The 22,575-nt window shown below is 58.3% G+C and carries 19 protein-coding genes; 8 read left to right on the top strand and 11 right to left on the bottom strand.

Annotated elements, in window-relative coordinates; translation table 11 throughout:
• Positions 1–27: 27 nt before the first annotated feature.
• From EYB53_RS13150 to EYB53_RS13140, 3 genes are read right to left on the bottom strand one after another with little or no spacing between them, the layout of a single operon-like run.
• Complete coding sequence (locus tag EYB53_RS13150; RefSeq protein ID WP_135478635.1) at positions 28–1,428, bottom strand: sugar transferase; 1,401 nt, start codon at positions 1,426–1,428, stop codon at positions 28–30.
• Between the two features lie 52 nt (positions 1,429–1,480).
• A complete protein-coding gene (locus EYB53_RS13145; protein WP_167857388.1) occupies positions 1,481–2,269 on the bottom strand; it encodes a WecB/TagA/CpsF family glycosyltransferase in 789 nt (262 codons plus the stop codon).
• 15 nt (positions 2,270–2,284) lie between these two features.
• A complete protein-coding gene (locus EYB53_RS13140) occupies positions 2,285–3,358 on the bottom strand; it encodes a lysylphosphatidylglycerol synthase transmembrane domain-containing protein (protein ID WP_135478633.1) in 1,074 nt (357 codons plus the stop codon).
• A 231-nt stretch (positions 3,359–3,589) separates the two neighbouring features.
• On the opposite strand from EYB53_RS13140, the gene EYB53_RS13135 reads away from it, so the two are divergent.
• Positions 3,590–4,294 (top strand): glycosyltransferase family 2 protein, encoded by a 705-nt coding sequence (locus EYB53_RS13135; RefSeq protein WP_135478632.1) that lies wholly within the window; start codon positions 3,590–3,592, stop codon positions 4,292–4,294.
• A 96-nt stretch (positions 4,295–4,390) separates the two neighbouring features.
• On the opposite strand, the gene EYB53_RS13130 is transcribed toward EYB53_RS13135, so the two are convergent.
• Positions 4,391–5,581, bottom strand: a complete 1,191-nt coding sequence (locus tag EYB53_RS13130; protein WP_205712653.1) for an acetate/propionate family kinase — start codon at positions 5,579–5,581, stop codon at positions 4,391–4,393.
• A gap of 133 nt (positions 5,582–5,714) precedes the next feature.
• The gene (locus tag EYB53_RS13125; protein ID WP_135478631.1) at positions 5,715–6,686 is read right to left on the bottom strand and encodes a bifunctional enoyl-CoA hydratase/phosphate acetyltransferase; all 972 of its coding nucleotides are present in this window, start codon (positions 6,684–6,686) and stop codon (positions 5,715–5,717) included.
• A 184-nt stretch (positions 6,687–6,870) separates the two neighbouring features.
• Here EYB53_RS13125 and EYB53_RS13120 point away from each other — a divergent pair, with 184 nt between their 5' ends.
• The 4 genes from EYB53_RS13120 to EYB53_RS13105 all read left to right on the top strand — a co-directional run bounded on the left by EYB53_RS13120 (position 6,871) and on the right by EYB53_RS13105 (position 9,918).
• On the top strand, positions 6,871–7,533 hold the full coding sequence (locus tag EYB53_RS13120; protein ID WP_135478630.1) for an HD domain-containing protein: 663 nt from the start codon (positions 6,871–6,873) through the stop codon (positions 7,531–7,533).
• A gap of 777 nt (positions 7,534–8,310) precedes the next feature.
• Complete coding sequence (locus EYB53_RS13115) at positions 8,311–8,862, top strand: copper chaperone PCu(A)C (RefSeq protein WP_135478629.1); 552 nt, start codon at positions 8,311–8,313, stop codon at positions 8,860–8,862.
• A gap of 89 nt (positions 8,863–8,951) precedes the next feature.
• Complete coding sequence (locus EYB53_RS13110; RefSeq protein ID WP_135478628.1) at positions 8,952–9,545, top strand: SCO family protein; 594 nt, start codon at positions 8,952–8,954, stop codon at positions 9,543–9,545.
• A gap of 1 nt (position 9,546) precedes the next feature.
• Complete coding sequence (locus EYB53_RS13105; RefSeq protein WP_135478627.1) at positions 9,547–9,918, top strand: cupredoxin domain-containing protein; 372 nt, start codon at positions 9,547–9,549, stop codon at positions 9,916–9,918.
• A gap of 45 nt (positions 9,919–9,963) precedes the next feature.
• On the opposite strand, the gene EYB53_RS13100 is transcribed toward EYB53_RS13105, so the two are convergent.
• From EYB53_RS13100 to EYB53_RS13085, 4 genes are all read right to left on the bottom strand, one after another.
• Positions 9,964–11,175 carry a molybdopterin molybdotransferase MoeA gene (locus tag EYB53_RS13100; RefSeq protein ID WP_216863644.1) on the bottom strand — a complete coding sequence of 404 codons (1,212 nt, stop codon included), beginning with the start codon at positions 11,173–11,175 and terminating at the stop codon, positions 9,964–9,966.
• Between the two features lie 8 nt (positions 11,176–11,183).
• Positions 11,184–12,764: a sensor histidine kinase gene (locus tag EYB53_RS13095; RefSeq protein ID WP_254151059.1), complete on the bottom strand. Its 1,581-nt coding sequence runs from the start codon at positions 12,762–12,764 to the stop codon at positions 11,184–11,186.
• 6 nt (positions 12,765–12,770) lie between these two features.
• The gene (locus tag EYB53_RS13090; RefSeq protein WP_135478625.1) at positions 12,771–13,460 is read right to left on the bottom strand and encodes a response regulator transcription factor; all 690 of its coding nucleotides are present in this window, start codon (positions 13,458–13,460) and stop codon (positions 12,771–12,773) included.
• Positions 13,461–13,730: 270 nt separating this feature from the next.
• Positions 13,731–14,234, bottom strand: a complete 504-nt coding sequence (locus EYB53_RS13085; protein ID WP_135478624.1) for a hypothetical protein — start codon at positions 14,232–14,234, stop codon at positions 13,731–13,733.
• Between the two features lie 174 nt (positions 14,235–14,408).
• Between EYB53_RS13085 and EYB53_RS13080 the strand changes: the two genes are divergently transcribed.
• On the top strand, positions 14,409–14,978 hold the full coding sequence (locus EYB53_RS13080) for a dihydrofolate reductase family protein (RefSeq protein WP_205712652.1): 570 nt from the start codon (positions 14,409–14,411) through the stop codon (positions 14,976–14,978).
• A gap of 69 nt (positions 14,979–15,047) precedes the next feature.
• A complete protein-coding gene (locus tag EYB53_RS13075; RefSeq protein ID WP_135478623.1) occupies positions 15,048–18,203 on the top strand; it encodes a DUF2298 domain-containing protein in 3,156 nt (1,051 codons plus the stop codon).
• A gap of 49 nt (positions 18,204–18,252) precedes the next feature.
• Here EYB53_RS13075 and EYB53_RS13070 read toward each other — a convergent pair whose 3' ends face one another.
• Both EYB53_RS13070 and EYB53_RS13065 read right to left on the bottom strand, forming a co-directional pair.
• Complete coding sequence (locus tag EYB53_RS13070; RefSeq protein ID WP_135478622.1) at positions 18,253–19,257, bottom strand: NAD-dependent epimerase/dehydratase family protein; 1,005 nt, start codon at positions 19,255–19,257, stop codon at positions 18,253–18,255.
• The gene (locus EYB53_RS13065) at positions 19,254–20,387 is read right to left on the bottom strand and encodes a DegT/DnrJ/EryC1/StrS family aminotransferase (protein WP_135478621.1); all 1,134 of its coding nucleotides are present in this window, start codon (positions 20,385–20,387) and stop codon (positions 19,254–19,256) included. The genes EYB53_RS13070 and EYB53_RS13065 overlap by 4 nt, the downstream gene beginning before the upstream one ends.
• 44 nt (positions 20,388–20,431) lie before the next feature.
• On the opposite strand from EYB53_RS13065, the gene EYB53_RS13060 reads away from it, so the two are divergent.
• Entirely contained in the window at positions 20,432–22,387 is a 1,956-nt protein-coding gene (locus EYB53_RS13060; RefSeq protein WP_135478620.1) for a BACON domain-containing protein, read from the top strand.
• Positions 22,388–22,575 lie beyond the last annotated feature (188 nt).

The following is a 22,575-nucleotide window of genomic DNA, read 5'->3' as shown; positions in this document are numbered from 1 at the left end:
GCACCGGCACCGCCGTGCCCCAACGGATTAAAAGGCGCCTTTGCCCTGAAGGACAACGATGATCGTTTTGAATAAAATTTGCAGATCGAGAAAAAACGAGTAATTCTGAATATAATAAAGATCGTCTTCGGTGTGAAGGTGCATCGGGCGATGGCTGCGGCCATTGATTTGCCACCAACCGGTCATGCCCGGCGGGACACGAAAACGCTGCCATTGCCATGGTTCATAGTCAGCCGCAACGACCGGCACTTCGGGACGTGGCCCAACGAGGCTCATTTCGCCACGCAGCACATTGAACAACTGGGGTAATTCATCAAGACTGCTGCGACGCAACACGCGTCCAAACGGAGTGACGCGGGGATCGTCGGCTAATTTGTAGATCACCCGGCCATCTGCATCGTGTTTGAGCACCTCGTGCCAGCGTTGCTCGGCATGCTCGTACATACTGCGAAACTTGAGCATGCGAAAACGTCGCCCCTGTTCTCCCAGGCGTTCTTGCAAGAAGAAGACCGGGCCAGGTGACTCGAGGCGAATCCGCAGTGCAATGACCAGCATAAGCGGGGCGAGGAGCAGGAGCAAGAGGCTGCTCGCCGTCAGATCAAAGAGGCGCTTGAGGACACGCTGGGGGTAGGTGAGGGCTGGTTCGCGCAGGCTGATCAAGGGAATGCCGCCCACTTGCTCGACAGGTGTACGGGCAAACGCGAGGTCAATCACATCGGGGATCATATGGACCATCACCGGTTGCTGCAATAACTCCAGCGAAATGTGTGCCACCAGCGCGTGTTCTTCTGGTGAGAGGGCAAAGATAACCTCATCAATCTGATGTGCCTTCACCAGATCAGGCGTCGCCTCGACCGCGCCCAGATGGGGCAACGCGCTCTTTGGGTCAGCCGTTGTATGGGCATAGCCAGCGACGAGCATGCCCGACCAGCGTGGTGTCGCAAAAGTTTCGGCGAGGCGCTCGGCAGTGCGTGCCTCGCCCACCACGAGCACTCGTCGATGCAACGTCTGCGGTGTGCGTCGATGCAGATAAAAACGCACGCCGATGTGAATTAAGACCAGGGTACTCAGATTCAGGCCGGCAAAATAGAGAAACTGGAGCCGTGAGACATCGCGGAGCGAGAGGTAGAGCATGCCGGCAAAGGTGAGAGCAGCGAGAGCAATTGAGGCCACGAGCCAGCCAATCGCCTCGACGAGACTACTGCGCAAGAGGCGCCGGTGCGGACCAAGCAACCCAAAGATACTCGTCCAGAGGATCGCGACGGCGAGATAGAGGACCCAGGGAAGGGCGGTTTGCGCTGAGGTAATATCGCGGCCAAATGCAAGATAGAGACGCAACTGCGAGGCAACCCAGAGGCAGCCCAGGGTTACGCTGATATCAAGCACCAGAATGAAGATGGCTAAACGTGCCTCGATCCGTTCGCGCATACGCCATGCTCTCGTTCTACGTGTGAGGGCGCGACGCCCTCGCTTACCGGCATTACCCGCGAGGCGTGATCTTCTGACGAAGAATCAAGCCAAAGAAGCGTGGAATACCCAGCAAATAACGCCGCCAGAGTCGCTGTGGCTCGTACCAGAGCCGACAGAGCCATTCAAAGCCATGGTCAGTGAGCCATCGCGGCCCACGTGGCACAGTCTGAGCGAGATAATCAAAGAGCGCGCCAACGGTCATCACCACAGGCACCGCAAGGTCGGTGCGGCGTGCTGTAACCCAACGCTCCTGGATAGGCATCCCCATCCCTACCAGCAACAGCGCAGGCTGAAAAGCGGCGATGGCCTCTAGCGCGGCAGCTTCGACCGTTGGGTCAGGGCTGAGATAGCCGTGGTGACTGGCAACCCGGAGGCCGGGATGGCGCTCGATCAGGCGGGCAGCTGCGGTTGCGGCGACGCCCGGTTCTCCCCCAAGCAAAAAGAGGCCATAGCCACGAGCCGCACAGCTTGCTGCGAGACGATCAATCCAATCAGGCGGGGTAAAACGCTCAGGCAGTGGCTTGCCAAGCAACGCAGCCCCGAGGCGCAACCCCTGACCATCACAAAAAACCAGATCAGCCTGAGCAAAGGCATGTTTGAAGCCAGCATCATCCTCGGCAAGATTTACCGCATAGATGTTTGCATAAAAAACCGTGTGTTTTTGTGTGCAAGCAAGGGCATATTCAAGCCAGGCGAGCAATTGGACGAGGCGTACAGGATGCACATCAAGCTGCCCGATCCGCTGAGGATCAGGCAAACGCATCGCCTCGTCTGGCGAAGGTGAAGGATCGGATAGCATAGGCGGTCTCATTCGTTACGAGGTACGGTGTTCAACGGATGATCGTGTTTCGGTACGCCGGGCATGCTCATCAGGATCAGCACACGAAGCAGACTGGGCCGATCCGGATCGGGCCTTCTTCCCCTGGAAATTCAGCCAGAGGGCGATCAAACCAGCAATGATCGGCGGCAAAAACGTCAACACGTGCAAGAGCACCCCAAAACTGAGGGCGGGAGCCTGTTCAACGCCAAAGAGCGCGAGGGAAAGGATGCAGAGGTACTGGAAGAGACCGATGCGCCCGGGGGCTGAAGGGACATTGATCCCGGCCATCAGCACAAAGAGCACAAAGAGCGACGCAACGAGAGGAACATCAATGGCAAGCGCCCGCAAAACCAGATAATTGGTCAGGGTGGCGGTGATCCAGACCACCGTTGACCAGAAGAGGATCTGCCAGCGCCCGCGGGCATCGGTCAACACATGCAAACTTGCGAGAAGATGAGCAAGCATAGCATCAGCGCGATCCTGGAAGCGCCGGGGCAGCCAGCGAAGCACCCACGCAGGCACTGGCAGACCACGTCGGTAGGCAACAAGGCCAGCAAGCACCGCAACAAGCGCAAGCCCAGTCACAACCAGCATCAGATATGCTGGCTGACTGACCCAAGCTGGCAACGGCATCAACAGAACCAGCAGCACAAAGATCATGGCATAACAGAGCATATCCACGACCTTCTCGATCGCGACCGTACCGAGCACAAACGACCGCGAAACCCCGAGTTCACCCGCGAGATAGACGCGACTCACATCGCCAACGCGAGCCGGCAAAAGATTATTGATCATCTGACCAACGAGATGCAGGCGCAACGCCTGCCACAGACTAATCGGCGCACCACGTTCACCCAGCAGCACCTTCCAGCGGGCGGCCTTCGCAACGTTATTGATCACCACACTCCCGAGCGCCAGCCCAACAAAGAGCAGACTCGCCTCACGCAGCGACTGCCCAACGCTTGCCAGGTCAACCCCCTTGAGCGCCAGATAGATCGTCACAAGACTAATCACGAGCCCGAGGCCCAGGCGGAACCACTGGTGTCTCTGGAGCCGCCACATTGCCATCTCCCTCTTCTCGTGGGGATCTGCCAGGCACTACAGCGCATCCCGATGCGGTGCATCGGCACACGAAACCTGACGCATTAGCGACAGAAGGAACTGAGCGCAGTATACCACCAAACCTGAGCCGGGTTTGACGGGAGACACATGCTTCTGCTACAATCTGCCGTCACGTCGGTGATCATGCGGCATCATTGTGATTTTAGATCACAAATATAAATAAAAATCACACATCCTATGGACCAACACAACGAACGCCCTTTGCTCTCAATCATTATGCCCTGCTACAACGAGGCTACGACCCTCCCCCAGATCCTCGAGCAGGTGTATGCAATTGAGCTAGAAAAAGAGGTCATTGCGGTAGACGATCATTCGTCGGATGAGACCCTGGCCGTCTTGCAAGCAGCAGCCGAGCGCTACCCCCGGATGCGCGTGATCAGCCATCCCGCCAATCGCGGCAAAGGAGCAGCGGTACGAAGCGGTCTGGCGCATGCCCGCGGCAAGATTACGATTATTCAGGATGCCGACCTGGAATACGATCCGCATGATTATTATGCGCTCGTCAAGCCGATTGTCAAAGGCCAGGTTGATGTCGTCTACGGCAGCCGGTTTATGGGAAGTCACACCGGCATGTACTTCTGGAATGCCATTGGCAACAAAGGGTTGACCTTCCTGACCAATTTCCTCTTCAACTGCTGGATCTCGGATATGGAGACCTGTTACAAAGTGATGCGCACCGACATCATTCGTGAGCTTAGCCTAGAGAGCAACGACTTTCGTCTCGAACCCGAGATCACCGCCAAAGTCTTAAAGCGGGGCCATCGCATCCTTGAAGTGCCAATCTCATACATCGGGCGCACCTATGAAGAGGGCAAAAAGATGAAACCGAGCCAGGGATTGTATGCCATTTTGGCCTTGTTTCGCTATCGCTTAGCCGATTAATTTGACGCAAAGGGTATTGAGAACGTATCTGAATACCAAGCGGATATAGATCAAAAAACAGACCTCACAGGTCTTCAAGACCTGTGAGGTCTCACGTTAACAATCGGTCAGGGCGGCAATTGTATGCAGGGCGATCATGCGCTCTTCGTTGGTGGGCACGACCCAGGCTGAAACGGTACTGGCAGCGGTCGAGATCCGTGGACCGTGGTGGGCATTCGCGACCGGATCAAATTCGAGGCCAAGCCAAGCCAGGCCACGGCAGACACGTTCGCGGATTCTATACACATTTTCACCAATCCCCGCAGTAAAGATGATGCCATCGAGCCCACCCAGCACCGATGCCAGGGCACCCGTTTCACGAATAATCCGGTAGACAAAATAATCAATCGCCTCGGCGGCCCGCGGGTCAGCGCTGGCCTCAAGATTGCGCATATCGCTACTGACCCCAGACATCCCGAGAAAACCAGATTTTTTATAGAGCAGATCCTGGATTGCGCTAGCATCCATGGCTCTGGCTTGCATCAGATAGAGCAAGACCCCCGGATCAATCTGGCCACACCGGGTACCCATTGGCAAGCCATCGAGCGCCGTAAAGCCCATCGTGCTATCGACACTACGCCCGGCCTTGAGAGCGCACATACTTGCCCCATTGCCGAGATGCGCCACAACAACGCGACCCTGAGCCAGGTCGGGGTCAAGTTTGGGTAGCGTGCGGGCAATATATTCGTAGGAGAGACCGTGGAAGCCATAGCGACGCACACCCTCATCATAGAAAGCATAGGGCAGGGCAAAACGGTCGGCCTCGATGGAATGAGTACGGTGAAAAGCGGTATCAAAGCAGCCAACATTGGGCACACCAGGCAAGAAAGCCATCGTTGCTTCAATGCCAGCGAGGTTGGCAGGCTGATGCAAGGGGGCCAGGGGGATAAACCCGTGCAGATCCTGCAGCACCACTTCGTCAATGAGCACGGGGGCACTGTAGCGCGCCCCACCGTGGACGACACGGTGGCCAATACCGAGCAGACCAGCCTCGGGCAAATGGGGATCGAGCCAGGCAGCGAGTTGCTCAAGCGCATAGGCATGACCTTTGCCTGAGGGCGGATTGGCCCAGGTAGTCTCAAGGAGCACCGCACCGGCTTGATCAGTCATCTTGAAATGGGGCTGTGTTCCGATTCCCTCGATCTGACCCTGATAGCGTACAGTCAGCGTGGTATCGACATCATCAAAGATCGTACATTTGATACTCGACGAGCCTGCGTTAAGTACCAGAATGGCTTTGCTCATCATTGAACTCCTGAAGAAGGTTGACCCATATTGACGCAAAGGCGCAAAGACGCAAAGCTACGCATAGACTTACATCAAACCTCTGCGCCTTTGCACCTTTGCGTCAAAAAACCAGCTTCTTTGAACCGTTTTGCGCCTAGACTGGTAATTTCAGGGTAGCACGACGGGCATAGACGAGCAAGACAGCGACTGCACACGAGGCCAGGCGTGCCCGGAGCGTATCGGCGCGACTTGTGAGGATAATCGGTACCCGTGCCCCCATGATCACCCCGGCCGCCTCGGCGCGGGCGAGGAAGGTGAGTTGCTTGGCAAGAATGTTGCCAGCTTCAAGGTTTGGAACGAGGAGAATATCGGCCTGACCAGCCACAGGCGAGACGATCTTCTTGGTACGGGCGGCCTCCATGCTGATCGCATTATCGAGCGCCAGCGGACCATCAAGAATACCGCCGACAATTTGACCACGGTCGGCCATCTTGCACAGAGCTGCGGCGTCAATGGTCGAAGGGATTTCGGGGTTGATCGTCTCAACAGCGGAAAGCACAGCAACCTTTGGTTGTTCGATGCGCAACACCTGGGCCAATTCGATCGCATTCTGACAGATATCGGCCTTGGCCTTGAGGTTGGGGGTAATATTCACCGCACCGTCGGTCACAATCAAGGGTTTGGGATAGGTCGGCACATCCATGATGAAACAGTGACTGATGCGGCGCTCGGTACGGAGGCCAGTCGTCTTATTGACAACCTCGGCCAGCAACTCATCGGTGTGCAGGCTCCCTTTCATCAAGGCCTCGGCGACACCGAGCCTGATCAGTTCCACCGACTTGGCTGCCGAAGCGTGACTGTGTTCCACATCAATAATCTTGTACGGGCTCAGATCAAGCCCGTGTTCTTCGGCGACAGCCCGAATCCGAGCCTGAGGGCCGACCAGTATGGGAATAATCAAGCCCTTCTCGGCTGCATCAATTGCACTAGAGAGCGAGACATCGTCACAGGGATGCACAACCGCAACGTTGATGGGATCAAGATTCTTGCATGCATCCATCAACATTTCATAGCCATTAAAAGCGTTGTCTTCGGGGAAATCGTTTGCTTGATGATACAGACCCATGGTAGTACTCCTGACTATATGGTGCGTCGTCTGGTATACTAGCCACGAGATACCAGACTAAAAAAGCGTAGGCAAAGTCTGCGCCAATCTAAGCGTACTGGTTCAAGTTACAGCGTAGTTGGGGCAGGGTAGCAGACCCAGCCAACCCGCCCGTTCCTCAACCTTGCCAACAAGGAGTTTGCATATGCCCGTCTCGATCCAGCAGGTGCGTGAGCATCCAACCACCCTTGCGTACCTCAATGCGGCCAACGAAAACTTGCGACAGATCGGCTACACGGAACACGGTGTACGTCACGCGACCCGCGTAAGCAAAGCGGCTCACCGGGTACTTGCCGAGCTCGGGTATCCTGAGCGTGAAGGTGAACTGGCGGCCATTGCCGGGATGCTGCACGATATTGGCAATCTGATCAATCGCCAGTTGCATGGTCAGACTGGGGCAATGCTGGCGAAGGAATTGCTGGGTGAACTGGGCATGGAGTTATCAGAAATCCTTGTCATTATTTGTGCGATCGGCAATCACGAAGAGGAGTATGGGCATGCCACGAGTGCGGTCGCGGCGGCCTTGATTCTTGCCGATAAAGCCGATGTGCATCTTTCACGGGTAAACGAACCTGATCCGGCGAAGCATGATATTCATGATCGGGTCAATCTAGCGGTCACTCGCTCTACCCTTGAGGTGCTTGCCGACGAACGATGTATTGTGCTGAATATGACGATTGACCCATCAATTGCGACTGTCATGGACTATTTTGCGATCTTTCTCTCGCGGATGGTGATGTGTCGCTCGGCGGCGGCTCGTTTGCAGTGCAAGTTTGGGTTGGTGATCAATGGGACGGTGCTTGAATAAGCGTTGCCTTATTTGCAATCTTGTGATATCTGGCCCATAATCATGGCATGGCTGTACCGCATCACCAACAGATGTCACGGCTGATCCGGCTCGCTGCGCATCGTACCTGGATCAGTGCGTTCCTGAGTTTTATCTTGCCAGGCACGTTGCTGGCATGTGTTCTGCACTGCTCAGTGCCGTTTTCTTGGGGTGCCCCGACTGATGAAGCATCACCCTTTGTCTGTGGTCACACCCTTGCCCTCGCCCAGAACCTCCCCCCGCCGCTTAGTCCAGGACTGATTCAGAGCCTGACGCAAGGGGACTTAGCCCTTGCGGCGCTGCTTATCCTGGCTCTGCGCCTCCAAGATAGCCTCAGAGCGCATACACCCCTCTGGCAGAGGCGGATAAACGACGCTCCGCCGGTGCCTCCCCCGCGCCTGATGCGGCAGCGAGTTTGCTGATGATTTGACGCAAAGGCGCAAAGGCGCAAAGGGTAAGGGAGTGCCGGCTTCAGCCGGCTAAAGCCGGCACTCCCTTCGTTTCTTCGTGATCAGCATTCGTGGTCGGCGGCGCTACCGGGAAACTTACTTCATAGACCACTACGTGGTGCGTAACAGAAGTTTGCTGCTCTAGGTATTGGCTTCGACAAGCTCAGCCAACGGCGGACGATGGGCGTTGCGAACAGACGGATGCTGAGTCTGTCGAAGCTCCCGCTGGGATCAAGAGACGTAGGTTACAGACTATTAAAGGTGCAGCCCACCTGATGTGGGCTTGATAAGGAAGAGGAAGCTAAGAACAATGCGAAATACAATAATCGTGATCCTGCTGGCAATCAGCAGTCTGATCCTGGTGGCCTGTGGGGCTGCCCCGACGACAACACCTGCGGTAGCCCCTGCGACGGGGATGGCGCTTGAAATACGTGACGCCTGGGTACGGCCCGCCAGTCTTGCCGCGATGCCGATGGAGGGCACTGCCCAGAGCGGAAGCGGGCATGGGACGATGGATCAGACAACGGAACATGGGGCTATGTCCGCAGGAACGACGACGGCAGGGTATATGGTCATCACGAACAGTGGCAGTGAACCGGACTATCTTGTGGCTGCCGCTGCCGACATTGCCGAGACCATTGAACTGCACAATGTCTTGATGGAAGACAATGTCATGCGTATGCGCCCGGTCGAGAAGATCGAGGTTCCTGCCGGCGGCGAGGTGGAACTACGTCCGGGTGGGTTTCACGTGATGTTCATTGATGTTACCAGGGATGTGAAGGAAGGCGAGAGTATTCCGGTGACGCTGACTTTTGAGCGGGCAGGAACCGTCGAGGTGAATGCCGTTGTACGTCAGCCGTAAGGTGTTGGGGATGGGGATGGGGCGTTCGCCTCATCCCCATGACATTCAGGGCTGACGCCCTTAAAACCTGTTGCTTTGAGGTGTTGATAATGAAAAAATTCTCCTTCATCCTGCTAGGGATGGTGTTATTGATGCTAACTGCCTGTGGGCCGAGCGCGCCCCAGTTTCGCGGGACGGTACTGGAGCCAGCTGAGCCAGCTTTTGATTTCACGTTGATTGATGAACAGGGGCAACCATTTACGTTGAGCGAGCAGAAAGGGCAGGTGGTTGTGCTCTTTTTTGGGTTTACGATGTGCCCTGATATTTGTCCGGCGGCGCTGGCGGATCTGTCGGCGGTGAGTCGGGAACTCGGGGCGGATGCCGAGGCGATTCAGGTAGCCCTGGTTAGCCTTGATCCTGAACGCGATACGAGCGAACGCTTGCAGCAATATGTCACGGCGTTTGATCCGCGCTTTAAGGGTTTGCGCGGCGATGAAGCAACGCTCGCGCCGATTCTGAAGTCGTACGGGGTCTTTTCCGAGCAGCGCGAATTGCCGAATTCGGCGATGGGGTATACCATCGATCATTCGGGGTTTATCTACGCGATTGACAAAGCCGGGAACTGGCGGATCCTCTTTGCCCACGGTACTCCGGTAGAAGATATTACCGCTGACCTGCGCCTACTCGCCCGTGAGGGAGGCTGAGGTGCATCGTCGTTCTCTGCTGCTCAGTCTGGTGGGGCTCGTTCTGCTGGTTGGCGTGGGCATTGGAAGCATCTGGTGGCTGAATACGCGTGACGAAGCCCAGCGCACACTGGTGATTAGCGTGCCACCCGGTACGGCGGTGCGGCTTGCCGCCGGAGAAGAGCTCGACCTCTTTCCCCAAGAGATCGTCTTGCACCTGAGTGAACAGGATACGCTGGTGATCCAGAACGACGACGACGAGGCGATCACGATCGGGCCATATCGGATTGCCCCTGGTCAACGCTTTATCCAGCACTTTGCCGGCCCCGGCACGTTCGAGTTGGTCTGCTCGCTCCATCCGAGTGAGCAACTGCGCATCGTAGTAAAACGGTGAGAGGAGAAAAAAGCCAGCTATGCTGGCTTTTTTCAACGAAGCGCATCAGAGTGACGCCGTCAACAGCGCCTCGAGTTCGGTGCCGACAGGGTAGATTGCCTCGCCGGGGGGGACAAGCAAAAGCCCGTTGGCTCCGAGGAGCGACATCAGGCGGGAGCTACCCTGGCCGCCGGTTGTTCCCGCCACCAGATGCACGCCCTCTTGACGAATGGTGACCCGTTGGTATTCGGGGCGATCGTGCGAGGGGCGGATCGGGGTGCTGAGGCGCACGCGCACGCGGGGGCGCCAGGGATGCGGATCGCCCTGCAAGGCGCGGAGGGCAGGGCGCACAAAGACTTCGCACGAGACCAGTGAGGAGACGGGATAGCCCGGCAATCCAAACGCAAGTTTGGCCCCCACGGTTGCAAACGTGGTTGGCTTGCCCGGCTTGAAGGCGATGCGCCCAAAGTGAACCGTGCCAAGTTCAGCAAGCAGGGGCTTGATTAGATCGCGTGAACCCATGCTGACGCCGCCGCTCGTGACCAGCACATCAGCCGCTTCGAGCCCGCGGAGAAGGGCTTCGCGCTGCTTAGTGTGGTCATCAGGGGCAATGCCGAGGGAGAGAACCTCGCAGCCCGCCTCGCGCAACGCCGCCATCAAGGCGTAGCGATTCGAGTCATAGACTGCGCCAGCAGGGCGAGGTAAGCCTGGCTCGATCACTTCATCACCAGTCGCCAGCACAGCAACCCGCGGGCGGCGATAGACCTGCACCCTGGTCAAGCCAAAGGTAGCGAGCAAGCCAAGTTCCGGCGTACCAATAACCGTACCGCGAGCAAGGATCGTCGCACCCTGAGCGGCATCCTGGCCCACGGTATGCACATGCTGACCAGATTGCAACGTGTGGTGCAACGTCAGCCAGCCAGCGTGCTCCTCGGCGAGTTCGACAGGAAGCATCGCATCGGCACCGGCAGGCATTGGCGCACCGGTCATAATGCGTACGGCAGTACCTGGTTCGAGCGACACCCCGGCAGCCGTACCAGCCGTCAACTCGGCGACGATACGACGCGGCTTCAGGCCATCGTCGGTACGCAGCGCATAGCCATCCATCGCCGCCTTGGGCACATCGGGAATATTCAGCGGTGCCTGAATTGCCTGGGCAAGCACGCGACCATCGGCGGTCAGCGCATCAACTTCTTCGGCTTCGAGCGGCACCACACGGCCCATAATCACCTGCTGGGCCTCGTCAACTGACACCATCGGATAGGGCGACTCTGGCATGCCATTCCTCACGCGGGCAGTGTTTGATCGTCTGCGCTGCCTTGATGGGGCAGCGCACGATCCATTGTACCATCGCTGGCCGGTTCAAGGGGCAAGACAAAGCGCATCGTCGTACCGTGACCGAGCGTGCTTGTAGCATTGATCGTGCCGCCATGGGTTTCGATGATGCGGCGGGCAATCGCAAGACCGAGGCCAGCACCGCCAGCACTACGCGACCGTGCGCGATCAACGCGATAGAAGCGGTCAAAGATATGGGGAAGATCGGCGGGCGCGATACCATGCCCCGTATCGCTCACCGCAAACGCCACGCCCTCATCAGCAACAACCTGCGCCGACAGGGTTATCTGGCCGCCTGGGGGTGAATGGCGCAGCGCATTGCCGACCAGATTGCCGAGCACCTGACTGATGCGCTGGGGATCGACCAGCACCTCGGGCAGCGCGTCGGCGGCTTCCACGTGCAACGCGACCGCCTGTTCCTCGGCCTGGCGGGCAAACGAGCGTGCCGTATCGTGCAACAGGTGGGCGGGGGCGCAAGGTTCGGGATAGAGCGCGAGTTGACCGGCATCAGCCAGCGCGAGCAAACGCAGATCCTCGATCAAGCGTTCGAGTAGGGCAACTTCGCCGAGCAGACCAGCGATCTGCGATTGATCGGGTTCATAGACGCCATCCTGCACCCCTTCGAGGCGACCTTTGATGATCGAGAGAGGCGTACGCAATTCGTGGGCAACATCGGCGGTCAACTGACGCCGTTGCTGGTCAGCCGCAGCCAGGGCATCAGCCAGTTGATTGAAACTAAGCGCCAGATCGGCCACCTCGCGCACGCGGCCCGGCTCGACCCGCACCTGCATATCACCCGCCGTCAGCGCCCGGGCCGCCTGGTTGAGTTGAGCAAGGGGCGTACTGATCCGGCGCGAAAAGAAGATTGCCAGGCCAAGCAAGATCCCGGCCAGGGCCAGACCGGCGGCGCCAACCCCGCGGGCAAGATTAGCGAACCCGAACGTCCGACCCTCGCCACTGGCATAATCGATCACCAGCGCCCCCACGGTCTCGTCGCGCAACTGAATAGGAATCGTCAAGAGAACCTGCCCATCGGCTGACATCATCTGCACAGGATTGGCAGGGACAATGGCAACACCACCAGCAGTCACTGTGCTTGACAGAACATCTTCGGGAGGAACAGGCAAGAGAAGCGGGGTCGCGCCACGTGGCGGTCGACTTGACATGCTTTCAGCCGAAGCCATCATCGGCATCATCGGCATCATTGGTTCAGTCCCAACGCGACGTGAGACAACCTGCCCATCGGCATCAAGCAGCGTAATGCTCTGCCAGCGATCATCGCGCAACTGGCGCTCGATCACATCAAAACGTGGCTCGACCCCCTCCCACGAACCCTCGCGGCGATAGACCTGGGCCAGACGTGCAGCCTCGCCCCGTGCGACAAACTCGGGCGGCGCACCCCAATCATCATGACCACGCTGAAAGCTGAGCACAGCAACCCAGAAAAAGAGCAGCATGCCACCAATGCCTAGCACAATAACAAGACCAAAGGCAGTCAGCATCAAACTAAAGATACGAGGGTTTTTACGCATATATTTTCACAGTTCAATACATTTATATCCAACCCCATAGACCGTCACAATATACTGAAGACCATCGGGGTCAGGTTGAATTTTACGGCGGAGATTTTTAATATGGGCATCAACCGTACGATCGTACCCGGCATAGCTCAGATCAAAGACCAGATCGAGCAACTGACTACGGGTAAAAGGTCGCCCGGGTTCACGAGCGAGCACCGCAAGCAGGTCAAACTCGGTAGCCGTGAGTTCAATAGCGATCCCATTGCGACGGACAATGCGCCGTTCGAGGTCAATGCTCAACGCGCCGATCTGGATAAGAGCAACAGGGGGAGCATTATCTTCGGTACGGCGCAACACCGCGCGCACGCGGGCGACAAGCTCACGGGGGCTAAAGGGCTTGGTCATATAATCATCAGCCCCGAGCTCGAGGCCAATCAGGCGATCAGCCTCTTCGACGCGGGCGGTCAGCATAATGATCGGCAACTTGCGGGTCGCCTGATCTTGACGCAGCGACCTCGTCACATCGAGACCGTCCATCCCTGGCAGCATCAGATCAAGCACCAGCAAATGTGGGCGCTCGGTACGGGCAAGGCGTAAAGCCCCAGGCCCATCATCAGCCGTAAGCACACGAAAGCCCGCACGATCAAGATAATCGCGGGCAATCTGGACAATGCCAGGTTCATCGTCTACCACCAGGATTGTTTTCATCGGCGTTCTCTTTCACACCTGTGCGCTCGTTAGGAGGGTATGAATTGCATTTTCTGATGATTTGATGCAAAGACGCAAAGGGCGTTGAGCGGCAATAATGGGCAAATAAGGCGGCTATTTTGACGCAAAGGCGCAAAGGCGCAAAGGCGCAAAGGTTTTTGCGTTCTCCCTGCCAACGATGCACGTTGGCGACGCCTTTGCCCCCCACCCCCGGCCCCTCCCCCACGAGGGGGGAGGGGAGGTTTCGCGCAGCACCATAGTGCTTCGCCCCTACTCGACACGCGGATCATGCCCGGCGGGCGTCAATGGTGGGGCTGGCGGTGTACCACCACTATTGGCATTGCGCTGCTGGAAGAGCCGCAACAAGAGCCAGGCCAGCAAACCCAGGGCAACCATTTTGCTCAGCGCGTTGAGCAACCCCAGAAACATCCCAAACATCCCAAAGATGCCGAACCGTCCGTGATCACGCGAAGGATGCGCCATCTGCCCCATTTCCATGCGCATATCGCCACGATCCATCCGTTCGCGCATAGCGTCATTGCGCTCCTGCTGCCGTTCGAAAACAAATGCCGGCGGCCCGCCACGTTCATGGTCGCCGCGCATACTCGAACCTTCTAAGGGTACCACCAGAGCACCGGCCTGTGGCGCTGTCTGCTGATACGCCATCGTACGCATCCGCATCATGGTACCACCAAAAAATCCACCAAGGGCAACCATCAAGGCCAGCCCTGCGACACCAAGGGCGAGCCATCCGAGCCAGTTTTGCTTTTTCAATGCTTTCTCCTTGTTGCGCTGGCACAATCAGCCAGCTAAATGAAGGTGTTTCTGGGGCCTCTGCCCTCCCGCTGAAAGGAGTATGGATAGGCCTTGCGGACGATTATTTGCGTCCTGACAAGAGGTATAGTACGGAAGAATTGTGAAGGAGTTATGAAGATCCTGGGGAGAAAGATGATGAGCGCGTCTACGGTGAAATGCTCGGTGTATATCGCAACGAGTGTTGATGGCTTCATTGCCCGCCCTGATGGGAGCATTGATTGGTTGCAGCGGCCTGAGTATGCGACGACTGAGTTGCAAGGGTTGCGCTACGAGGATTTTATTGCTACGGTGGATACGCTGGTGATGGGACGCAAGACGTTTGAGCAGGTGTTGACCTTTGAGCAGTGGCCCTATGAGGGCGTGCCGGTGGTTGTGCTTTCGCATAGGTCACTGGCGATCCCCGAGCAACTAGCAGGCAAGGTGCGCCTGATGAACGGGGTGCCGGCAGAGATCGTTGCACAGCTAGGTGTCGAGGGCAAACAACATCTCTATATTGATGGGGGCAAGACGATCCAGCGTTTTTTGGAGGCCGGGCTGATTGACGAGCTAACGATCACCCGTGTCCCAATCGTACTCGGGGCAGGCATCGGACTCTTTGGTGATCCTGCGCCCGAGCAACGCCTGGAGCTGCTTGAATGCAGTGTCTCGGCGAATGGCTTTGTGCAAGTCAGGTATGCAAGAGTCAGACCACACAAGTCTTGAAGACCTGTGAGGCCTGGTGGGCGTTCGTTTCGTCTTTCCTCGCAAGGCGTGATCAGGTAGAATCATGCCATGCGTAGATGGAAGATTCTCTGGCTATTGCTCTTGCCACCGCTGGCGGCGCTGCTGCTGTGGCAGTATCAGGGTACTACGGTTGTACGCCCTGCGTCACTGCATAGCTTTGATCAACTGGCAGGCTTCGAGCCGGTTGAACGCAATGCCACTGGCGCATATCGTTGGAGTGGCCCCGAGGCGCGGTTGAGTCTGCCGGTGCGGGCAACGCAACGCAGTGCGTTGACCTTGCGCGGTGCGGTGGCACCAGGGGCCACGATTGCGCTCAGCGTTGGCGCGATGCCACTCGTCACGCTTGTAACTGACGAAGGCGAACCAGAGTTGCGCCACTATCATCTGCTCACCCCGCTGCCTGCTGATCACCTCGGGTGGGTTGATCTGCACCTGCGCGCCGAGCCGCCAGCAGTGGTCGAGGGACGGCAGATTGGTCTGGCACTGTTTGAAGTTGAGGTACGTCCATTTGATCCGGCGATTCGTCTGCCGCCAGGGTTCGCCTGGCTAACCCTGAGCATCCTGCCTCTGCTCATCGCCCTGGGGCTTGCCGGGTTGGGTCTGACGCGGGCGGTGACGATCGCCAGCGCAGCCGGAGTTGCCCTGGTCTTCGTGTGGGCGTTGCGTCCCGAATTGACGGTTTCCTTCTTGCGGGATCTGCAAGCCTTCCTTGATCCACTGGTCTTGCGCTGGTGGCTGGCACTTCAGCTCGTTGGCCTGACTGGTCTTCCCCTGACGATGCTCGCCCTACGCTCACTGCCGCTCGCCGGGTATCCGCTTGCCAAGATCCTTGGTCTCTTGCTCGTCACCCTGGTCGCCTGGGTTGGCGCACTTGCTGGTCTTGCGCCATTCGAGGTTCCACTCGTGATCGGTGCGCTGCTGGTGGTGGCCCTGGTTGGCATTGGTGCGTGGATCATCGCCCAGCGCCGGGGGCTTGACTGGCCGCGCCTCAACTGGCAGGCCATCGTCGGCTGGGAATTGCTCTTGCTGGTTGGCCTCTTTGCCGGATGCATGTTTCGCTGGCATGGGTCAGTTGGCCCGGCCCTGACGGGTACCGAAAAACCAATGGAGGTCATGATCATCAACGCGCTCTTGCGGTATGATCAGATTCCTCCGGCCTCACCCTGGTTTGCCGGGTATCCGTTCAACTACTACTACCTGGGCTATGTCGCGATTGGAGCGCTGGCGCTGCTCACGGGCACACCAGGAGCATATGCGTTCAATCTTGGCTTTGCGGTTGTCGTCGCGCTGATCGTTGTCGGCGTGGCCTATCTTGCCGTCGCGCTAGTGCGCTTGACCCAACGCGCAAGGCGGCCAGTGGGCCAGATAGAGGCCCTTGCGGTTGGGTTGCTGGCGCTGATCTTTGTCATTCCGCTTGGCAGCCAGGCGTCGGCGATCCAGCTCGCGGTTGGCACGCAGAGCTGGTGGGTACTTGATATCGATCAGCTTGGCGAAGCGTTGCAGCAACGGCTCGCCGGGGCCGAGACGATCACGCTCAGTCGGCCTACGGTGCGCGGCTGGCAAGAACCAGCGCAGAGTGAACTGACGGTCGATCCGTGGCCTTCGTTCGATTGGTTTCGGCCTTCGCGGGTAATCTTCGATGAAATGCCCCTGCCTGAAGGCGGCGTTGAGCGGCGACAGGCAATTACCGAATTCCCCGCTTTTACCTTTTATCTTGGCGATCTGCACCCGCACACCCTGGCGCTCCCCATTGCCCTGCTTGGGCTCGGGCTGGCGCTAGCGCTGGTCGCAGGTGGCGCACAACCGCTCACGGCGGCGGTCGCGGGGATCGTGGTAAGTGCGCTCTACTGCATCAACTCGTGGGATGCCCCGACCTACGCGCTGCTCTTTGGAGGTGCGATGATCCTAGGGGCCTGGCGCACTAGCGAACGAGAACACTGGCCGCGTCTGCTGATCGCGGCCTGTTGCTTTGGTATCGCAGCAAGTCTCACCATTGCCCCATTTCTGCTCACCTTCACTGCGCCAGCCGGCTCGGTTCTGGACGAAAGCTTCGCCGACCTCCCCATCATTGGGCGGCTGGCAACCATGCTGGCCTGGTCACACCACCGGTCGCGGCTGCTCGGCTTTCTGGTGATGTTCGGGCTCTTTCTCGTGCCGATCATAGCCGCTGCGCTGCGTGGTCCGGGTGACACACAACCTCGGGTTGGGCAAGATCAGGCCGCGCAAGCCAGGCCCACGTATGTCCCAGACTGGCTTGTGCGGGGGGCGATCTGGGGTGGCGTGATCACGCTGGTGGTCGGCTTGGTCATCGGTTTCCCCCTGCTCTTCCTGCTCCCCCTGATCGTGCTGCTCACATTACGGGCCTGGCAAGCCCAGAGTGCCGGATTAAGCGTGGCATTCTGGGCGGCAGCAGTGGGAGGCGTCGCGCTTTTTGTGCCCGAAGTGGTCTATATTGAAGATCATCTTCAGACCATCATGAGCCGACAGAATATGATCTTCAAATTCTACTATCAAGTCTGGCTCATCTGGGGCATCATCGCCGCCTACGCCGTCTGGTGGCTGATCGCACAAATAGGGCTTGAGCGACAGCAGATCCATGATAAAACGAAGGCGCGACACCCCGTGTGGCACACGTGGCTCAGGCGAAGCAGCCATCTGGCGTGGATACTTCCGCTGATCATCTTGCTCGCCGGTGCATCGATCTATCCAATTGGTCTGGCCCGCTGGACTGAACCGGTTCTACCGGGCGAACGCACCTTTGACGGAATGGCCTTTTTGGGGAAGACCGCCCCCGACGAACTGGGCGCGATCCGCTGGCTCGAAGCCAACGTGGGCCTTGAGGAACGGATGGTCAACGGCTTCTGCAACTGCGAATACGAACGGCTGAACCGCGCCTCGGCCTTGAGTGGCGTCCAGAGCGTCCTGGGCTGGCTTGTTGGTCACGAGCGGCTCTGGCGCAGTGGCCTTGCCGAGCAGGTGGCGGTGATGAACGAACGGCAGCGTGACGTACCAGCGATCTACGCGGCGACAACGCTCGAAACAGCGCTCGAACTGCTCCAGAAACACGACATCAGCTACATCTATGTCAGCCCGCTCGAACGTGAATTTCATGGCACGCAAGGCGAGCAACTCTTTGCCGAGCACTTTGAACTGGTGTTTAGCCAGGGGGATTTTCAGATCTACCGGGGGAAAGATGAAAGATGAAAGATGAAAGAGGAAAGAGGAAAGAGGGGAAGCTCGTTTAAACCTTGTCTCACCAGTAATGCGCCCGATGCTCGCGGTAGAAGGCGAGACAACGGGCAAGTCCCTCACGAAGGGGAACCCGTGGCATCCAGCCGAGGCGCCCGCGGATGAGGCGATAGTCGCCGTAGTAGTCACCGATATCAATCGGCTTGCGGTCACTCGGGAAGGGAATGATCTCGTACTGACCTTCCCCATAGATTTCGACCATCAGTGCCGCGAGATCACGGAGGTTGATCGTCTCATCGCTGCCCAGGTTAAAGATCTGCCCATGGGCATTGGGACTCGCCGCTGCGAGCAAGAGAGCCTCGACACAATCATCAACATAGGTGAAATCACGGATCTGCAAGCCATCGCCCCAGACCTGGATCGTCTGTCCTTCGATCAATTGCTTGATCCAGATGCCAAGAAAGGTCTGACGGGCATCTTTCACGCGCATACGTGGGCCATAGGTATTGGTGAGCCGCAAGGCACAACTGCGAATGCCATAGACATTATTGTAAAGAATATGGTACCACTCGCCGGCCATTTTATTGATACCATTGACATCAACCGGGTGCAAGGGATGGCGCTCATCAACGGGCAGGTAATCAGGCTTGCCGTAGATCTGCCGAGTTGACGCATAGACAACGCGAATAGCTTGATTATACTTGCGGCAACTTTCCAAAATCGAAAGCTGCGAACGTGCGTTGATTTCAAGATCGGTATACGGATCGCGCATCGAATCCATATGGCTCGTCTGCCCAGCCAGATTAAAGAGATAATCCTGGCCCTGGACAAGATAGTTCATCGAATGCTCATCGCGCACATCAGAGAAATTAACCCTGACCTGATCTTCGAGACCCTGAAGATTATGGAGATTGCCGCCATATTCAGGGATGAGCGAATCGACGAGCGTCACCGTCGCGCCGAGCTCAACGAGGCGGAAAGCCAGATTTGAGCCAATGAAACCAATGCCGCCGGTAATCAAGACCCGTGCCCCATGGAAACTATCGGCATAGGGAGAGAGAGCATTCATCGCGCGACTCCTTCACGCACCACTGCGCAGACCCGCTCGATCTCGGCGCGGGTCAACTCGGGAAACATCGGCAGCGAGAGAATGCGTCCGGCGAGATCCTCGGTCACTGGCAAGCTCACGGTGCCAGCATAGAGTTCGGCATACGCGGGATGGTGATGGGCGGGAAGGGGATAGTGGACATCGCAGCCAATCCCGGCGGCGAGCAACGTCTGACGGAGGTGCTCACGAGCGGCGTGATCGGGCAGCGTGATCACAAAGAGGTGATAGACCATGCCGGGATCATCAACTGGCAATGCAAGCGGGAGATCGGCGAGCAACTGGCGATACCAGGCGGCGCGCTCGCGGCGCGCCTGATTGCCATGTTCAAGATAGCGCAGCTTGACCCGCAAGATCGCGGCTTGCAACTCATCGAGGCGAGAATTGCGCCCGCCGGCTTCAACAGTCTCATACTTCTTGCCCCAGCCATACATACGCAGGCGGCGCAGCACCTCGGCGAGCAGAAAATCCTCGGTTGTCAGCGCCCCGCCGTCGCCAATGGCCCCAAGATTCTTGCTAGGATAGAAGCTAAAACAGGCAAGGTGGCCCCATGACCCGGCGCGCCTGGGCTGGCCCTGGTCATCAAGGAGAAAAGCGCCGTGCGCCTGGGCGGCATCCTCCACCACCACGAGATCGTGGCCAAGCGCAATGTCCATAATTGCAGGCATATCAGCCATGCGCCCGAAGAGATGCACCGGGATAACCGCACGGGTAGCTGGCGTAATGGCCGCCTCGAAGGCCGCTGGCGACATATTCTGGGTTGCAGGGTCAACCTCAACCAGTACCGGAAGCGCCCCAACTTGCAGGATAGCCGCAACCTGATACATACACGCATTAGCTACGGTAATCACCTCGTCGCCGGGAGCAATGCCGAGCGCAGCAAGAGCGAGGTAGAGCGCCTCGGCCCCGCTGGCCACGCCGACGCAATGGCTCGCCCCGGAATAGGCCGCAAACTCAGCTTCGAACGCCGCAACCTGCTCGCCGAGGATGTACCATCCACTCGCGAGCGTGTGGGCAATCGCCGCATCAAGTTCAGGGCGCATCGCTTCATACTGACGTTTCAGGTCGCCAAAGGGAACCGCTGCGCTCGCCATATGCTTCTTCTCCGCAATACACTTTGAATGGTATTATACCGTATATGAGAATACTAATCTTACTGCTCGTGATCATCAGCATCCTAGTCACAACCGTGCCGTCGAGTCATGCCGAGCCTAATCCGGGGTTGGCGACGAGGCAGCCTGAGCGGTTGACGATGTTTGGGATGAACACCTACTTTACGGGTCTTGAACGCTTCTGGAATGACGGCGATGCCGGCATTGCCACCCTCGTGGCCGAGGGGCGGCAACTTGGGGTCGCCTGGGGCCGAGAGGAACTGAGTTGGGCCAATCTTGAGCGGGCGGGCAAAGGCCAGTGGGATTGGGCCTTGATGGATCGACGCATCCTGGAGATGGCCGAAGCCGGCTATGGCATTGTCGGGATGCTCTTGACCACCCCCCAGTGGGCGCGCATCGCCGATTGCGAGCAACGCCGCACCCAGTACGCCTGGGCAGGTGTTTTTGCCGAAGCATACTGGTGCCCTCCGGCCAGTACGCAAGATTTTGCCGACTATGTCGCGACCGTGGTTGAGCGCTACGATGGCGACGGGATCAATGATGCGCCCGGTTCACCACGCATTGCTGTCTGGCAAATCTGGAATGAACCGAATGCCTGGGAGACCTGGCCGGCCTCGCCAGCCGAATATGCGGCCCTCCTCGAGACGGGCTACCTAACCGCCAAAGCCGCCGATCCAACCGCCATCGTCGCAACCGGCGGGCTCTATGTCTTTGATGGAGGCTGGAACGACGGCATCGGGCATCGTGACGGGTTGAGTTTCATGAACGATGCGCTGGCAGCCCGCCCGTCAATCTGGTTCAATTTTGATGCGCTGGCGATCCACCCGTATATGCCCACGGCTGCGCCGGATGGGGCGGGGATTTTTGGCAGCGTCACCATGTGGGGCCGCCTGACCACCAGTCGCAACTGGCTCAATGAGCAGACTGCCCGGCGCGGCGGGCCAGTGCGGCCAATCTGGATCAGCGAGGTCGGCTGGTCGACCTGTACGGCTGCCGATCCTGGCTGCATCATCGGGGGAGCCGCACGCAACCAGATCGCCAGCAACCCTGAGTCCCAGCACATCTATTTTGGCCCAACCGCATCACGCGCACCGCTGCATAGCTGTCGTGACTGTAACGCGCGGGGCGACCTGAGTGCGCTGGTGGGCAAGAGCGAGGATCAGCAGGCGAACTATCTGGTGCGCACCTACGGGATCGCGCTGGCGCAGGGCATCACCCATCTCAACTGGTTCCAACTGGAAGACAAATTTGACGGGGCCGCCCAGAACTTCTGGCAGCAGGCCGCGCTTTTGCGTACTGTCAGGGAAGGGTACGCCCGCAAACCGGCGGCGAATGCGTATGCCACCCTCGTCGCTCAGCTTGGACCGGAACCGCAATTTGTGGGCTTTGGGCCACTGCACACCTTTCAGCACCAGGCCGATGCGCTGAGTAGCGTGGCGCGCTTTCACCTACGTTTTACCACACCTGATCGCCAGACGGTCGACCTCATCTGGCGGAACGAAGGCCTTGAAGATGTCGCCGTCCCCTTGCAACCTGGAACGAGCGCGAATCTCTTCAACCGCGACGGGCAAGCAGTATCCCTACCAATCCAGGAGGGTCAAGGCATCATTCGGCTCAGCGAGAGTCCCGTCTATCTGCGGCAAGGATTGCCTGCGGTGCTCCAGCATAGCCCAGACGCCATCGGGATCATGGTACGCCCGGGCACAGGGCCACAAAACGTCAACATCGCGCTCAGGAACACAGGGTCAGGGACGATCACCTGGCAAACCGAACTGGATGTTGCGTGGGCAAGCGTTCAGCCGACAAGCGGAACCAGCTACACAAGCGACGTGCAACTCACCCTGAATCCCAGTGCGCTGGGCGAAGGAACGCACACCGGCACCTTGCGCATCACCAGCAGCGCTGGCAACGCGACCATCCCATTGCGCATAATCGTCAGTTCACGGCTCAACCGGCATTACCTGCCAATTGTGGGGCGGTGACAGCGGTTGCAACTTCCTGCCGTGGCCGTCAACGACGCCCCGCGTGGGGCCGTCAGGGCGATTGCATCTTCCGTGTATGCACCCCGCCAAGGCACCCCTTGCGGGCACCCGCAAGGGGTGCCCGCAAGGGGTGCCCGCAAGGGCACCCGCAAGGGCACCCGCAAGGGCACCCGCAAGGGCACCCGCAA

Origin of the sequence: Candidatus Chloroploca mongolica (assembly GCF_004762035.2) — a bacterium.
Taxonomy (GTDB): Bacteria; Chloroflexota; Chloroflexia; order Chloroflexales; family Chloroflexaceae; genus Chloroploca; species Chloroploca mongolica.
This window is presented reverse-complemented; position numbering and strand designations above follow the sequence as displayed.

Coding starts and splice junctions, on each gene's coding strand:
- EYB53_RS13110 (WP_135478628.1), top strand. CDS start 8,952: ATGAAAAAATTCTCCTTCATCCTGCTAGGGATGGTGTTATTGATGCTA.
- EYB53_RS13065 (WP_135478621.1), bottom strand. CDS start 20,387: ATGGCGAGCGCAGCGGTTCCCTTTGGCGACCTGAAACGTCAGTATGAA.
- EYB53_RS13145 (WP_167857388.1), bottom strand. CDS start 2,269: ATGCTATCCGATCCTTCACCTTCGCCAGACGAGGCGATGCGTTTGCCT.
- EYB53_RS13115 (WP_135478629.1), top strand. CDS start 8,311: ATGCGAAATACAATAATCGTGATCCTGCTGGCAATCAGCAGTCTGATC.
- EYB53_RS13070 (WP_135478622.1), bottom strand. CDS start 19,257: ATGAATGCTCTCTCTCCCTATGCCGATAGTTTCCATGGGGCACGGGTC.
- EYB53_RS13140 (WP_135478633.1), bottom strand. CDS start 3,358: ATGGCAATGTGGCGGCTCCAGAGACACCAGTGGTTCCGCCTGGGCCTC.
- EYB53_RS13120 (WP_135478630.1), top strand. CDS start 6,871: ATGCCCGTCTCGATCCAGCAGGTGCGTGAGCATCCAACCACCCTTGCG.
- EYB53_RS13095 (WP_254151059.1), bottom strand. CDS start 12,764: ATGCGTAAAAACCCTCGTATCTTTAGTTTGATGCTGACTGCCTTTGGT.
- EYB53_RS13125 (WP_135478631.1), bottom strand. CDS start 6,686: ATGGGTCTGTATCATCAAGCAAACGATTTCCCCGAAGACAACGCTTTT.
- EYB53_RS13060 (WP_135478620.1), top strand. CDS start 20,432: ATGAGAATACTAATCTTACTGCTCGTGATCATCAGCATCCTAGTCACA.
- EYB53_RS13130 (WP_205712653.1), bottom strand. CDS start 5,581: ATGATGAGCAAAGCCATTCTGGTACTTAACGCAGGCTCGTCGAGTATC.
- EYB53_RS13075 (WP_135478623.1), top strand. CDS start 15,048: ATGCGTAGATGGAAGATTCTCTGGCTATTGCTCTTGCCACCGCTGGCG.
- EYB53_RS13135 (WP_135478632.1), top strand. CDS start 3,590: ATGGACCAACACAACGAACGCCCTTTGCTCTCAATCATTATGCCCTGC.
- EYB53_RS13090 (WP_135478625.1), bottom strand. CDS start 13,460: ATGAAAACAATCCTGGTGGTAGACGATGAACCTGGCATTGTCCAGATT.
- EYB53_RS13100 (WP_216863644.1), bottom strand. CDS start 11,175: ATGCCAGAGTCGCCCTATCCGATGGTGTCAGTTGACGAGGCCCAGCAG.
- EYB53_RS13080 (WP_205712652.1), top strand. CDS start 14,409: ATGATGAGCGCGTCTACGGTGAAATGCTCGGTGTATATCGCAACGAGT.
- EYB53_RS13150 (WP_135478635.1), bottom strand. CDS start 1,428: ATGCGCGAACGGATCGAGGCACGTTTAGCCATCTTCATTCTGGTGCTT.